At 42.2% G+C, this 13,426-nt stretch carries 13 protein-coding genes; 7 read left to right on the top strand and 6 right to left on the bottom strand.

Translation table 11 applies throughout. The annotated features are described in order from the left end of the window. The first annotated feature begins 41 nt into the window (after positions 1-41). The 4 genes from PJ15_RS04075 to PJ15_RS04060 are packed head-to-tail and all read left to right on the top strand — an operon-like array spanning position 42 to position 4,971. Positions 42-1,454: an amino acid permease gene (locus PJ15_RS04075; RefSeq protein WP_005258176.1), complete on the top strand. Its 1,413-nt coding sequence runs from the start codon at positions 42-44 to the stop codon at positions 1,452-1,454. Positions 1,455-1,506: 52 nt separating this feature from the next. Then, positions 1,507-2,712: an imidazolonepropionase gene (gene hutI / locus PJ15_RS04070; protein WP_047428240.1), complete on the top strand. Its 1,206-nt coding sequence runs from the start codon at positions 1,507-1,509 to the stop codon at positions 2,710-2,712. A 34-nt stretch (positions 2,713-2,746) separates the two neighbouring features. After that, positions 2,747-3,667 (top strand): formimidoylglutamase, encoded by a 921-nt coding sequence (gene hutG / locus PJ15_RS04065; RefSeq protein ID WP_005258174.1) that lies wholly within the window; start codon positions 2,747-2,749, stop codon positions 3,665-3,667. A gap of 32 nt (positions 3,668-3,699) precedes the next feature. Further along, entirely contained in the window at positions 3,700-4,971 is a 1,272-nt protein-coding gene (locus tag PJ15_RS04060) for a Glu/Leu/Phe/Val family dehydrogenase (RefSeq protein WP_004772767.1), read from the top strand. Positions 4,972-5,037: 66 nt separating this feature from the next. Here the strand turns inward: PJ15_RS04060 and PJ15_RS04055 are convergent, their stop codons facing one another. Beyond that, positions 5,038-5,865, bottom strand: coding sequence for an SDR family oxidoreductase (locus tag PJ15_RS04055; protein ID WP_047428237.1), 828 nt, complete (start codon positions 5,863-5,865; stop codon positions 5,038-5,040). 36 nt (positions 5,866-5,901) lie between these two features. Further along, positions 5,902-6,618 carry an enoyl-CoA hydratase/isomerase family protein gene (locus tag PJ15_RS04050; RefSeq protein ID WP_047428235.1) on the bottom strand — a complete coding sequence of 239 codons (717 nt, stop codon included), beginning with the start codon at positions 6,616-6,618 and terminating at the stop codon, positions 5,902-5,904. A 118-nt stretch (positions 6,619-6,736) separates the two neighbouring features. On the opposite strand from PJ15_RS04050, the gene PJ15_RS04045 reads away from it, so the two are divergent. After that, positions 6,737-7,801 carry an AraC family transcriptional regulator gene (locus PJ15_RS04045; RefSeq protein WP_047428232.1) on the top strand — a complete coding sequence of 355 codons (1,065 nt, stop codon included), beginning with the start codon at positions 6,737-6,739 and terminating at the stop codon, positions 7,799-7,801. On the opposite strand, the gene PJ15_RS04040 is transcribed toward PJ15_RS04045, so the two are convergent. The 4 genes from PJ15_RS04040 to PJ15_RS04030 form a co-directional block, all read right to left on the bottom strand. Beyond that, positions 7,798-9,210, bottom strand: a complete 1,413-nt coding sequence (locus PJ15_RS04040; RefSeq protein ID WP_004772759.1) for a PLP-dependent aminotransferase family protein — start codon at positions 9,208-9,210, stop codon at positions 7,798-7,800. The genes PJ15_RS04045 and PJ15_RS04040 overlap by 4 nt on opposite strands. A gap of 61 nt (positions 9,211-9,271) precedes the next feature. Continuing rightward, a complete protein-coding gene (locus tag PJ15_RS18885) occupies positions 9,272-9,394 on the bottom strand; it encodes a hypothetical protein (protein ID WP_264673641.1) in 123 nt (40 codons plus the stop codon). 13 nt (positions 9,395-9,407) lie between these two features. After that, the gene (gene cydB, locus PJ15_RS04035; protein ID WP_047428229.1) at positions 9,408-10,412 is read right to left on the bottom strand and encodes a cytochrome d ubiquinol oxidase subunit II; all 1,005 of its coding nucleotides are present in this window, start codon (positions 10,410-10,412) and stop codon (positions 9,408-9,410) included. Then, positions 10,405-11,850 carry a cytochrome ubiquinol oxidase subunit I gene (locus PJ15_RS04030; RefSeq protein WP_005258165.1) on the bottom strand — a complete coding sequence of 482 codons (1,446 nt, stop codon included), beginning with the start codon at positions 11,848-11,850 and terminating at the stop codon, positions 10,405-10,407. The genes cydB and PJ15_RS04030 overlap by 8 nt, the downstream gene beginning before the upstream one ends. Positions 11,851-12,208: 358 nt before the next feature. On the opposite strand from PJ15_RS04030, the gene PJ15_RS04025 reads away from it, so the two are divergent. Both PJ15_RS04025 and PJ15_RS18580 read left to right on the top strand, forming a co-directional pair. Further along, complete coding sequence (locus tag PJ15_RS04025) at positions 12,209-13,027, top strand: hypothetical protein (protein ID WP_047428226.1); 819 nt, start codon at positions 12,209-12,211, stop codon at positions 13,025-13,027. Between the two features lie 43 nt (positions 13,028-13,070). Next, the gene (locus PJ15_RS18580) at positions 13,071-13,244 is read left to right on the top strand and encodes a cbb3-type cytochrome oxidase assembly protein (protein ID WP_171248558.1); all 174 of its coding nucleotides are present in this window, start codon (positions 13,071-13,073) and stop codon (positions 13,242-13,244) included. Positions 13,245-13,426: the final 182 nt, after the last annotated feature.

The raw sequence follows: 13,426 nt of genomic DNA, 5'->3' as shown, positions 1-13,426 counted from the left end.
GGCCGAATCTAACTAAATTTCCTCAAGGATTGGAGATTATAATGTCACAGCACTCCACATTACAGCGGGGGCTAAACACCCGCCATATTCGTTTTTTGGCATTGGGTTCAGCCATTGGGACAGGACTCTTTTACGGTTCGGCAACTGCGATCAAAATGGCAGGCCCGTCCGTATTACTCGCATATATTGTTGCAGGGATTGCAATTTATATCGTGATGCGCGCACTCGGTGAAATGGCCGTACACAACCCGGTATCGGGTTCATTCAGCCATTATGCTTCTCAATATATTGGCCCGCTTGCAGGTTTTACCACAGGCTGGACCTACGTTTTCGAAATGATCATCGTTGCACTTGCGGATGTGACTGCATTCGGGATCTACATGGGATTCTGGTATCCCGATGTACCACGCTGGATCTGGATTTTGTCACTGATCATGTTCTTGGGTGCAATCAACCTGATTCACGTCAAGGTCTTTGGCGAGCTTGAGTTCTGGCTTTCAATCGTCAAAGTCACGGCCATTGTGGCCATGATTGTCGGCGGTTTGGGGCTAATGTTCTACGGTTTCCATGCTGACCACAGTGGTTTTACCACAGGCATTCAAAATCTATGGATTCATGAAGGCTTTATGCCAAATGGCATTGCAGGTTTGGTTGCATGTTTATCTGTGGTGGTATTTGCTTTTGGTGGGATTGAAATTATCGGGATCACTGCTGGTGAATCGCAAGATCCGAAAACTTCGATTCCAAAAGCGATTAACGCCGTGCCGGTACGTATCCTGTTGTTCTATGTTCTGACGATTTTTGTATTGATGTCGATTTTCCCGTGGAACCAGATCGGTAGTCAGGGCAGTCCATTCGTACAGATTTTTGAAAATCTGGGCATTGGATCAGCGGCAACCGTTTTGAATATTGTGGTGATTACAGCGGCTGTATCTGCCATCAATAGTGATGTGTTTGGTGCAGGACGTATGTTGTACGGGATGTCAAACCGTGGACAAGCGCCAAAAGTATTCCAGAAAATTTCTAAGAACGGTGTGCCTTGGATGACCGTGGTGGTGATGGCAGGCGTGTTGTTGATCGGTGTATTGCTAAACTATCTCATTCCAGAAAATGTATTCATCATTATTGCCTCAATCGCAACATTTGCGACCGTTTGGGTCTGGCTCATGATTTTGCTTTCTCAGGTTGCGATGCGTCGTAAGTTGTCTAAAGCTGAGATCAAAGCTCTGGATTTCCCCGTGATTGGTTGGCCGTATGCACCTGCCTTTGCCATTGCATTCATGCTGTTTATTCTAGCCATGATGGGTTATTTCCCAGACTCACGACCTGCAATTTATGTCGGTGCAACTTGGTTAGTTTTACTCTGGATTGCCTATACCATTTGGGTGAAACCCAAGCAAAACACGGTAAAAGAAAACACGGCTTTGCAACAAAACATTGAGATGGAAAGCTAATAATCAAGCTGCTCAAGTGTTAACAGCACTTGAGCAGTGAGAGGAATTTTGAATGAAAAAGCTTTGGAAAAACTGTCATATCGCCACCATGCAAGCGGGTCAATATTCCAGTATTGAACATGCTGCAATTGTAACGCTCGGACAGCAGATTCACTGGATTGGTACATTTAAAGACCTTCCTGCCGATGCTTATGCAGAAACCATTGATCTGAATGGGGCATGGGTGACACCGGGTTTGATTGATTGCCATACCCACAGTGTATTTGGTGGTAACCGTAGCGTTGAGTTTGAAAAACGCTTGCAAGGTGTGAGCTATGCGGAGATTGCAGCGAGTGGTGGTGGTATTGCCAGTACGGTTCGTGCCACTCGCGAAGCCAGTGAAGAACAGCTACTTGCATCGGCACTAAAACGAATTCGTTGTCTGCTTAAAGATGGTGTCACTACCATTGAAATTAAGTCTGGTTACGGTCTGGACTATGCCAATGAACGCAAAATGTTGCGTGTGATTCGTCAGATTGCAGAAACTTTGCCGATGACGGTACGCAGTACCTGTTTGGCGGCGCATGCTTTACCGCCTGAATATCAGGATCAAAGCGATGCTTATATTGAGTATATCTGTAATGACATGCTGCCAAAACTCCATCAAGAAGGTCTGGTTGATGCTGTTGATGCGTTTTGTGAATATCTGGCATTTTCTCCTGCTCAGGTTGAGCGCGTCTTTAAAACAGCCCAGTCTTTACATCTACCCATCAAGTTGCATGCAGAGCAGCTTTCTTCGCTCGGTGGCTCAAGTCTGGCTGCGCGTTATCAAGCTTTGTCGGCAGATCATTTAGAGTTTATGACTGAAGATGATGTGAAGGTGATGGCTGCTGCGGGAACAGTTGCCGTGTTATTGCCAGGCGCATTTTATTTCTTGAGAGAAACCAAGTATCCGCCGTTGGAAAGTTTGCAGCAACATGGGGTACGGATTGCCTTGTCCAGTGACTTAAATCCGGGCACATCACCAGCTTTATCTTTGCGTTTAATGATGAATATGGGCAGTACCTTATTTCGTTTAACACCTGAACAGACCTTGGCCGCCGTGACCATTCATGCAGCGCATGCATTGGGCTTGCAAGAAACGCATGGCAGTCTGGAGCAGGGTAAAGTTGCAGATTTTGTTGCATGGGACATCGAGCATCCATCAGAAATCGTTTACTGGTTAGGTGGTGATTTGCCAAAACGCATCATTCAGCATGGCAATGAAGTTTCGATCTAATCTCAAGACTCATTTTTAAAGCGTGGTATTTATAATGAATCATTCATTTAAATGGCAAGGACGACATGATGGCGACGGTGAAGCGCACTTGCGTCTCCATCAAGTGGTCAATACGCAACAACACGCTTCATTCGCTTTCATCGGTTTTAGCTCCGATGAAGGTGTAAAACGCAATAAAGGGCGCTTGGGTGCAGCTGATGCACCTGACATGATTCGGGCGCAGTTGGCAAATTTACCAGTCCATCAACCTGTCACGATTGCAGATCTTGGCACGGTAGTGTGTGACAATGGCAAACTGGAACAGGCGCAAGCTGAACTGGCAGATCAGGTTGAACGCAGCTTAAAACAGGGAATGAAACCGATTGTTTTAGGCGGTGGTCATGAAGTCGCTTTTGGTAGCTTTTCAGGTTTGTTCCAATATCTACAGAATAATGAGCCAGATAAGACAATCGGGATCATTAATTTTGATGCCCATTTTGACTTGCGTGAAGCGGAACATGTCACCTCAGGCACACCTTTTTTAAATGCAGCAAGACTGTCTGAGCAGTATCAAAAGACGTTTCATTATCTTTGTATCGGGGTTGCAAAACACTCAAATACCAAAGTCCTTTTTGAAACGGCAGACCGACTAAATTGCAGTTACATCTACGACTTTGAATTACAACCGAAAAACGTTGAAATTTTACTCGAAAAAATCACAGCTTTTATCGGAAAAGTTGACTATTTGTATATTACAGTTGATCTTGATGTATTTAGTGCTAGCATTGCTCCAGGTGTAAGTGCACCTGCGGTAAAAGGGATTGATTTATCAGTCTTTGACCCATTACTAGAGGCCATTAAGGAAACCGGAAAGATTAAAGTTTTTGATGTGGCGGAATGTAATCCACGGTTCGATTTGGATAGTAGAACTGCCAAGTTAGCCGCTTATATAATTTTTAACTACATATTTTATTGATGGATCATGTGAATTCATCAAAAGGTTAAAACATGTCTAATTTATCTTATGTCTCTCAAAATGACGGTCCATGGGCAACTTACCTCGAGCAGATCGAGCGTGTTGCTCCGTATCTAGAAGGTCTAGAAGGTTATGTGGATACATTGAAGCGCCCAAAACGTGCTTTGATCGTTGACGTGCCAATTGTTATGGACGATGGCACAATTCGTCATTTTGAAGGTTATCGTGTGCAACACAACTTGTCACGTGGTCCGGGTAAAGGCGGTATTCGCTATCACCCAGATGTAGATTTAAATGAAGTAATGGCTCTTTCAGCATGGATGACAATTAAGACTGCGGTGGTGAATCTACCATTTGGCGGTGCAAAAGGCGGTATCCGTGTTGATCCACGTCAACTTTCTCCACGTGAATTAGAACGCTTAACACGCCGTTATACCAGTGAAATCAGCCATATTATTGGCCCACAAAAAGATATCCCTGCACCAGACGTTGGTACTAATCCAAACGTAATGGGCTGGATCATGGATACTTATTCATCTGGTCAAGGTCATACTGTAACAGGTGTGGTAACGGGTAAACCAGTCCACCTTGGTGGTTCTTTAGGTCGTATTAAAGCAACAGGCCGTGGTGTATTTATCACAGGTCAGCAAGTTGCTGAAAAAATCAAATTACCTTTAGAAGGCGCTAAAATTGCGGTTCAAGGTTTTGGTAACGTCGGTAGCGAAGCTGCATATCTATTCGGTGATTCAAAATCTAAAATCGTGACCATTCAAGACCATACGGGTACGATTTACAACCCTGAAGGTATTGATCTTGCTGCATTAAAAACACACATGGAAACTAACCAAGGTGTGGGCGGTTTTGCCGGTGCTCAAGTGATCAGCGATGAAGAGTTCTGGACAGTAGACATGGATATCTTGATCCCTGCTGCTTTAGAAAGTCAGATCACGGTTGAACGTGCGAAAAACTTATCAGCAAAACTGGTACTTGAAGGCGCGAACGGTCCAACTTATCCAGAAGCAGATGACATCCTCGTTGAACGTGGTATCACTGTTGTTCCAGACGTAATCTGTAATGCGGGTGGTGTAACCGTATCTTATTTCGAATGGGTTCAGGATATGTCGAGCTACTTCTGGTCTGAAGAAGAAATTAACGAAAGACTCGATAAGTTAATGATTCAAGCGATTAATGATGTATGGCACAAATCTAGTGAAAAAGAATGTACTTTACGTACAGCTGCTTTCATTTTAGGCTGTGAGCGTATCTTAAAAGCACGTAAAGAGCGTGGTATCTTCCCGGGTTAATACTGCGGAATATCATTGAAAACGACCTTAAGGTGAATGCTTTAAGGTAGTTTTTTTATGCTTTATTTAATCTAAGAAGAAATCTTTTTGCAGTTGGTGATTACCTGCAATACAAGCGTATTGAGCAAAATCAGTGATACCGATACGCGTTAAAGCTTGTTCATCAGTCAGGCTTTGTCCAGTAAGTTCACCTTTGGCTGTGCTATAAATGGCAAAAGCTGCATCTGCCATGATTTCCGGTTTTCGGCTGAGCTGTTGTGTATTTTCTTCACCTAAATTTTTTGAGACAGCAGCTGTTGCAATGTAGGTTTCAGGCCACAGAGTATTACAGGAAATACCATATTGACGGAATTCTTCTGCCATACCTAAAGTCAAAATCGTCATCCCGTATTTAGACAGAGCATAAGGTGAGAGCATGCCTAACCATTTTGGTGACATATTCACAGGAGGGGATAAGCTTAAGATATGTGGATGTTCCGCCTGTTTCAAAAAAGGAAGAGCAGCTTGTGCACAGATAAAAGTGGCACGATGATTAATACTTTGAATCAGGTCATATTGTTTTAAGGATGTTGCTTCTACACCTGTGAGCGCAATGGCACCAGCATTGTTAATCAGCACATCAATACCGCCAAAGTGTTGAACTGCTTGCTGGATGGCAGCATGGATTTGTTGTTCATCTCTTACATCAAGCAGTAAGGGGAGTGCTTTGCCACCTACGGCTTCAATCTCTTGTGCCACGCTGTAAATCGTGCCTGTTAACTTGGCAGTTTCGATTTCAGTTTTAGCTGCAATAACGACATTTGCACCCGCATGCGCTGCTTTAATTGCAATTGCTCTGCCAATTCCTCGACTGCCACCAGTAATAAAAATGGTTTTTCCTTGCATATTGTTCATGAGAATTTCCTATATTTAATTTTTATAAAAGTGGAGTTAAATCATAAAAGGATGTGCAAATTTTTCAGGATTGTACAGTTGACGCTGTTTCGCAATGTCGACAATACGATGGCGTAACTGACGTTTGATCACGGCATAGGTTAAGCGATGCTTTTGTGACATATCTTCAGCAAATTTAAAAACTTCGGAATTTAACGATTCTACGGGATGAATTTGATGGACGACTTGCCTGTCTAAACATTCAAGCCCTGTCATCGATTTTCCCGTCAATGACATTTCCCAGATCGTATGCTGATTGGGAAGTAATTGCACAATTTCTGCAATCACATCGGTGAAGGGAATGGTTAGTTTGACTTCGGGAAAGCAAAAGCGCCCTTTGTCTGCTCGCATAAATCGAAAATCACAAGCCGATGCTAAAATTGCACCACCAGCATAGGCATTGCCATTAATTTCAGCGATAACAGGCAAGTTGAGCAAGGCCAAACGCAATAGCATATTTTCCAGTTGTAGAGTAAAGGCTTTTTTATCTTCTATGGATTGGCTCATGAGCCATGCTAAATCCAAGCCATTGCAAAACGTTTTTGGATGGTCACTTTGAATGACCAGACATGCATTTTGTTGATGACTTTCAATTTCATTAAATACTTCGATATATTCATTCAATACATCTTGATTTAAGACATTTTCCTGATCGCCATTGGTTAATGTAAGAACATAAATGGACTGCTGTCGATCAAGCTTCATGGTTGCCATTTAAGTACATCCTCATTGTGAAATTGTTTATTATTGAAGCTATTATTTCGAATAAAACACTCGCACAATAGGTGGGGCTATGCCATATTGATGATCATTTTAGGACAGGATGTCTGTCATGCGGGATCCATTCGGATTGTTTCAGGAAACGATTTCTGTATCTTATGCACATATCTTATTAGAAATTGTGTATGACTATGGTATTGATACTCAAAGTATTTTCAATGGTACTGGGCTTAATTCGAGCGAAATAAATAAGGCTGATGCCAAAATGAGTGCGCATCAATGGTCGAAACTAGTAGTCAATGCCTTAAGCTTGACAGGCAATCCACGGCTTGGGATTGAATATGGTTTTAAATTACGTCCCACTTCGCATGGACCTTTAGGATTTGCATTCCTCAGCTGTACGGATGTGGAAACAGCGCTAAGCCTTTGCCAGCAGTATTTTTGTACACGAATACAGAACTTCACGCCAGAATGGTGCATCAATGACAATTTTGTCTATGTTTATCTTGATGATGTGCATCCAGTAAAATTGGGGAACGAACAACAATCAGTTCAATTAAGACATTTTCTGATAGAAAGTCTGTTGTTTGGTGCGATTCATTTTTTGACTTTGTTTTCTGGACGTATTGCCGAAAACTGTGAGGTATTTGTAGATTGGGCTGATGCCCCGAATTATAAAAAAATTGATTTATCCCAGATCAAGATTCAATTTAATCAAGCTCGTAATGGTTTACGTTTTCCAAAGCAATATCTGCACTGTAAAAATCCAAACGCAGATCAAGTCGCTTTTCAGCAAGCAGTGCTCTATTGTGAAAACGACAAGCTCAAGTTAGTGAAAGAAGGGGCTCGTGATTTGCAAAAAAGTATTCGGTCTGAATTGTTATATCACTCAAGCAGTACTTACCCAACTTTGCCCATTATTGCACAGCGCCTGAATATGTCGGAGCGAACCATCAAACGGCATTTACAGGCTCAAGGGACAAGTTTTTTACAGATTTTGGCAGAGGTTCGTTTTAATCAAGCGAAGAAATTACTGCAACAGCAGCAATACAGCATTCAAGATATTGCGGGTCTAGTGGGTTATGAAGAAGCCACCAATTTTATTCGTGCTTTTAAAAAGAATTTTGGGGAAACACCGAGCCAGTATCGGAAAAGGTGTTTGCCCCAAGTCGATTAATCTGACACAGCATTTTGAACCGTTTGAATAAACAATTCTAACGAATGCTCAATTTGCTCGCTCCATTCAAAAGAACAATTCATACGAATAAAATGTTGATGCGAGGGCAGCACATTAAATAATGTACTTGGCGCAACACCGATCTGTTGCTGAATTAGGTGCTCATAGATTTTCATACTGCTGACCTTGTCAGGCAGTTGAATCCAGAGAAAATAGCCGCTTGGATAATTGTAGACCTTACAACCTTTAGGCAAATGCTGTTTGAGATATTGAAAGAACTGCTTCTTATTTTTCTCCAGAGCGCGTCTAAGCGTTCGCAAATGCTTTTCATAATGATGATGGGAGAGAAACTCAACCAACGCATTCTGAATCAGTGCGTTGGCTGAAATGGTGCTCATCAATTGTAAATGCTGAATATGCTCGGAAAATTTACCTGCATAGACCCAGCCCATACGGAAACCTGAACCAAGCGTTTTGGAAAAAGAAGAGCAGTGCAGCACCAGATTTTGCTGGTCAAAATACTTCATCGGCAAAGGTTTGTGATTGCCATAAAACAATTCTTCATAGACATCATCTTCGATCAAATGGATCTGATGTTCGTGCAGCAGTTTAGCGATTTTATATTTAATTTCCTCACTGACCGTGAAGCCAATCGGGTTGTGTGCATTGAGCATAAACCAGCATACTTTGATTGGATAATTTTTGATGACTTGCTCAAAGGCTTCAATATCGAATCCATGTTGCGGGTGCTCAGGAATGGTAATCACCTTTAAACCCAAACGCTCAGCAGCCTGCCATGCGCCATAGAAGATGGTTTGCTGCAATAAAATATAATCGCCAGGTTGAGTGATCGCTTGCAGTGAAAGATTCAATGCTTCTAGGCCACCAGATGTAATGACAATGTCATCAGCATCGGTTGGAATGCCTTGCATACAATAGCGTTGAGCGATCAGTTTTCTGAGTGCCAAATTGCCCGGTGGCAGATTGGTGGTTTGATCATAGCTATGCCGATTACGCGAAAGCTGTCCCATGATCTGAATCAGTTTGGGAGGATAGAGCAACTGACTGTCAGGAAAAGCTGAGCCTAATGGACTGACTTGCTTGGATTGAATTGATTTAAGATATTTAAAAACCAGTGAGTTAATTTCAATTTTAGGATTTAAAGACACCACTGAGTAGGCTTGCGGAATCTGGATATGACTTTGCTCAGCCACAAAATAACCCGACTTTTCTTTGGAATAAATCAGGCCCTGTGCTTCCAGTTCCTGATAAGCATTCATGACCGTGATGAGGCTAAAGCCTGAGCGCTGTACCTGTTCACGCAAAGATGGCAGTTTGGTATGCGGCTTCCATGTCCCATTTTCAATGAGAAGTTTCAGGTTATGTGCTAACTGTTCTGATTTATACATAAAATAAGGGTAATCCGTGCGAAGGAACAGCCTTGATCAAAAGACTGTTCCATTCATCGTTCTAATAAGCAAACATCAACAGCAATCTAAACAGACCTGCAATAATGGCGAGTGCAAAAAATCCAAGTAACCATAAGATTATAAACCATTGCGTTGAAGTTAAATGCTGAGATTTTATTTTCATGCAACGTTCCTCCTTAGTGATAACCTGCATCACCCACACGTACTTTATCTCTAAATACCCAGTATGAAAGGACCGTATAGGCAATGATAATCGGGATGAGAATAAGGGCACCGACCAGCGCAAATTTCTGACTTGAAGCTGGTGCAGCAGCCTCCCAAATCGTCACTGATGGCGGAATAATATGAGGCCATAAACTAATCACAAAACCTGTGAAGGCTAAAAACACCAGCGCTAATGTATAGATAAATGGTTTTAAATCCTGACGGTTTTTGCATGCTTTCAAGATTAAAGCAGTAAATAACACGACTAAAACAGGCACAGGGCTAAAATAAAGCAGATTTGGCAAAGCAAACCAGCGTGCTGCAATTTCAGGATGAGTCAGAGGTGTATAAAGACTGACGCCCGCAAATACCACAAACAGTAGAATGATCAGCTTCGGCATTAAACGATACATTTGATCCTGTAGCTCATGATCTGTTTTCATAATCAGCCAGCCACAACCGAGTGCTGCATACATGGCAAGTACCCCTAGACCTGTAAATAAGGCAAAAGGTGTTAGCCAGTCTAGACCCGAGCCTGAGAAAATTCCATTGGTGGTTTGAATCCCTTGAATATAAGCCCCTAGAATCACACCTTGGAAGAAGCTGGATAAAATCGAGCCCCAGATAAAGGCTTGATCCCATAAGTGCTTAGTACGATTGGCCTTAAAGCGAAATTCGAAGGCGACACCTCGGAAAATCAATGCAATCACCATCAAGGTAATGGGCATATACAAGGCGGAAAGTACGGTTGAATAGACCAATGGAAAAGCTGCGAATAAGCCTGCGCCGCCGAGCACCATCCAGGTTTCATTACCATCCCAGACGGGCGCGACGGTATTCATCATTACATCGCGTTCTTCTCGGTTTTTAATGAAGGGGAACAGAATACCAATACCGAGATCAAACCCGTCCAGAACCACATAGATCAGTACACCCAGACCAATAATACCAACCCAGATCAGAGATAAATCAATCATGGCGTTTCTCCTTACTTTGGTCTTGCCCGTCAATGCTTTCATCGACTGCGCTGAGTGGGCGCATAGGTGTTTTGAAATGACCGGGACCCGCAGGTTCAGGTTCAATCGCATCGATAAATTCAGGACCTTTTTTCAGTAGTTTCAGCATGTAGTAAATACCGCTACCAAAAACAATGGTATAGACCACCACAAAGATAATTAAACTAATCCCGACCTGATCGGCTGTCACGCTATGTGATAGACCATCTTTGGTACGCATCACACCATAAATCACCCAAGGCTGACGACCAACTTCGGTGGTCACCCAGCCTGCAAGCAGAGCGATATAACCCGCAGGGCCCATCACAAAAGCGAACTTGTGAAACCATGAGGTGCCATAAAGTTTGCCAGTTTTACGCAACCATAAAGCAACCAATGAAAGCAGTACCATCAGCATGCCTAGACCGACCATGACGCGGAAACTCCAGAACACAATGGTCGCATTTGGACGATCTTCAGGGGCGAAGTCTTTTAAACCTGTCACTTTGCCATCGAGAGAATGGGTCAGGATCAGGCTGCCGAGGTGGGGAATTCCGATTTCATACAGATTTTCTTCTTTATCCATATTCGGAATTGCGAAAAGCAGCAGAGGCATGGATTCGTTATGATTGGTTTCCCAATGTCCTTCAATTGCTGCAAGTTTGGCTGGCTGGTGCTTTAAGGTATTTAAACCATGATTATCACCAATGACCACTTGCAGACATGAGGTGACCAGCACCATCCAGAGTCCCATCGAAAATGATTTTTTAACCAGTTCATCACGACGGCCTTTGATTAAATGCCATGCGGCAGTACCCACTACCAAAAGTGACGATACTAAAAATGCGGCAGCAGCCATATGTGCTAAGCGATAAGGAAAGGATGGATTGAAAACAATGGCCCACCAGTCGGTTGGGATCACAATACCATTTTCAATAATAAATCCTTGTGGTGTTTGCATCCAGCTATTGGAAGACAGAATCCAGAACATGGAAATACAGGTGCCGATGGCAACCATCAGGGTGGCAAAGAAATGTGCTTTGGGACTGACCCGTCCCCAACCAAATAACATAATGCCAAGGAAGCCTGCTTCCAGAAAGAAGGCACTCAATACTTCATAGGTCAGTAAGGGGCCTGTAACACCACCAGCGATTCGGGAAAATTCACTCCAGTTGGTTCCAAACTGATAGCTCATCACGACGCCTGAAACCACGCCCATACCAAAGGCAACAGCAAAGATTTTGATCCAGAACTTGAATAGATCTTTATAAATCGGGTTTTGAGTTCGAAGCCATTTCCATTCCAGCATTGCCAGAAAGCAAGCCAAGCCAATTGAGGTAGCTGGAAAGATAATGTGAAATGAAACAGTAAAGGCGAACTGTATTCGGGCTAATTCTAAAGCAGTGAGACCGAGATCCATATATCCTCTCCTATAACAGACGAGTAAAGCAGTCGCTAGGAAAATGTGAAAGAAGGGGCTTAAACGATTAAAAATAAACAGAACCTTAAAAATGTTCTCGGCGTATTTAAAACCTTTTAAGTTTTATTCATCATCCAGTCTTCTGCTGTATATGAGTAGGTACAATTTCTTCTTGTTTTTTTATAACAGATACGGAAACGCTAACTCATCTGTTATATTTTTTTAGCAAAATTCTGTAGCTATTCAGTTGTATGTTGCTCATTCAAAATAGCATAAGCAACGATACAATGTGTTAAATATTGATCAAGCATTGTAAGTCGTTTGCATGATAATACTTCTGACTGAATGGCGTTTAATTATGTTTGTCACCCCAGAGCTTTATGCGCTTACCCGACTTTTTCAAGGCAAGATACCGTCCCAATCAGTACAAGAACAGTTACATCTTGAATATGTCAATCTTGAAGCAACTTTATTAAGAGGTAAGGTGCTTAGAGATTTTTCTAAAGACAAAGTGACCTATATTGCGCAGGCGAAGATCATGGAAAATAATCGTCATCTGGGCTATGTGTTTGCGCCATTGATTATTGCGAATCTAAACCAGCCCGTGATCTATACCACGCCTGCTACAACGCCAGTTCTGTCAATTTTTAAACAATATTATCAGGCAGAGAAAAGTATTCATCTCAAGATTGAAGATGTTCTTGAGAGTCTCAAGCTTTATATTGAACTGGTGAATGATTCAGGAAATGAGGAAGATTTTCTTTTTCGTAGTCTGGTAAAAGCGCTTTGCAGAACGGATCTTTCCCATCTTTTTCTGGTCACAGATCTGGCGATCGATATGCATAAGCTTAAGGTGTTGCAAGATTTCTTTAAGGTCAAAATCACGATTATTCATACCGATCAAGATGAATCTCAAGTGGATCATGCATTGATCAATATGCGCAAACTGTTATTTAAAAATAAAGATGATTTCCATAAAGAGATTTGTACGTTGTTCTCGCATCTGAATGCCCAATTGATTGCCAATATGGGCCAATTTTCCGAACAGCAGGCAGCGCACTTGATCGAAGATATGTTTTATTCCGAACACATTTTCGAGAAGTTATCGGTCTATGCGGAATATATGCAAACCCGTATTCAGAATGGCGCCAGTTTTAAGGTTTTATCGACGATATAAATAAGGTTGAGAATTTCTTAATTTTTAAACAGGAGCAAATCGAATGTCTCAAGAGCAATCAAAATTTCCCTATTTAGCGGTGGGTATCAGTATTTTACTCGGCTGTTTATTTCTGGTGTTTTTCTTTCTGGCAGTAAGTAATCAGCCTGATTATATGCCTTCACAACAAAAGCAGAATTCAACTCAAGCACAACATTCCAGCCATACCAATTCATAGTTGATGCCACGTTTATTTAGCTTATTGCTAAGTATTTGCTAGCAATTTTTTGTCTTGATTTCTGGGTTAAATGAATGCCGATTTTAAGTTTCATGTTGATGGGATGTGACAAATCAGGAATAGAAAAATGCCCAGATTCGTGATACTTCTAGTTGAGTAAGAAATGAAAATAGCTCAGCTGA

Origin of the sequence: Acinetobacter sp. neg1 (assembly GCF_000788125.1) — a bacterium.
GTDB lineage: Bacteria > Pseudomonadota > Gammaproteobacteria > Pseudomonadales > Moraxellaceae > Acinetobacter > Acinetobacter vivianii.
This window is presented reverse-complemented; position numbering and strand designations above follow the sequence as displayed.

What these genes read in the sequence shown, in the direction of transcription:
- PJ15_RS18580 (WP_171248558.1), top strand. Translation starts at nt 13,071, where the DNA reads ATGTCTCAAGAGCAATCAAAATTTCCCTATTTAGCGGTGGGTATCAGT.
- PJ15_RS04045 (WP_047428232.1), top strand. Translation starts at nt 6,737, where the DNA reads ATGCGGGATCCATTCGGATTGTTTCAGGAAACGATTTCTGTATCTTAT.
- PJ15_RS04075 (WP_005258176.1), top strand. Translation starts at nt 42, where the DNA reads ATGTCACAGCACTCCACATTACAGCGGGGGCTAAACACCCGCCATATT.
- PJ15_RS04050 (WP_047428235.1), bottom strand. Translation starts at nt 6,618, where the DNA reads ATGGCAACCATGAAGCTTGATCGACAGCAGTCCATTTATGTTCTTACA.
- cydB (WP_047428229.1), bottom strand. Translation starts at nt 10,412, where the DNA reads ATGATTGATTTATCTCTGATCTGGGTTGGTATTATTGGTCTGGGTGTA.
- PJ15_RS04025 (WP_047428226.1), top strand. Translation starts at nt 12,209, where the DNA reads ATGTTTGTCACCCCAGAGCTTTATGCGCTTACCCGACTTTTTCAAGGC.
- PJ15_RS04060 (WP_004772767.1), top strand. Translation starts at nt 3,700, where the DNA reads ATGTCTAATTTATCTTATGTCTCTCAAAATGACGGTCCATGGGCAACT.
- PJ15_RS04055 (WP_047428237.1), bottom strand. Translation starts at nt 5,865, where the DNA reads ATGAACAATATGCAAGGAAAAACCATTTTTATTACTGGTGGCAGTCGA.
- PJ15_RS04030 (WP_005258165.1), bottom strand. Translation starts at nt 11,850, where the DNA reads ATGGATCTCGGTCTCACTGCTTTAGAATTAGCCCGAATACAGTTCGCC.
- PJ15_RS18885 (WP_264673641.1), bottom strand. Translation starts at nt 9,394, where the DNA reads ATGAAAATAAAATCTCAGCATTTAACTTCAACGCAATGGTTTATAATC.
- hutG (WP_005258174.1), top strand. Translation starts at nt 2,747, where the DNA reads ATGAATCATTCATTTAAATGGCAAGGACGACATGATGGCGACGGTGAA.
- PJ15_RS04040 (WP_004772759.1), bottom strand. Translation starts at nt 9,210, where the DNA reads ATGTATAAATCAGAACAGTTAGCACATAACCTGAAACTTCTCATTGAA.
- hutI (WP_047428240.1), top strand. Translation starts at nt 1,507, where the DNA reads ATGAAAAAGCTTTGGAAAAACTGTCATATCGCCACCATGCAAGCGGGT.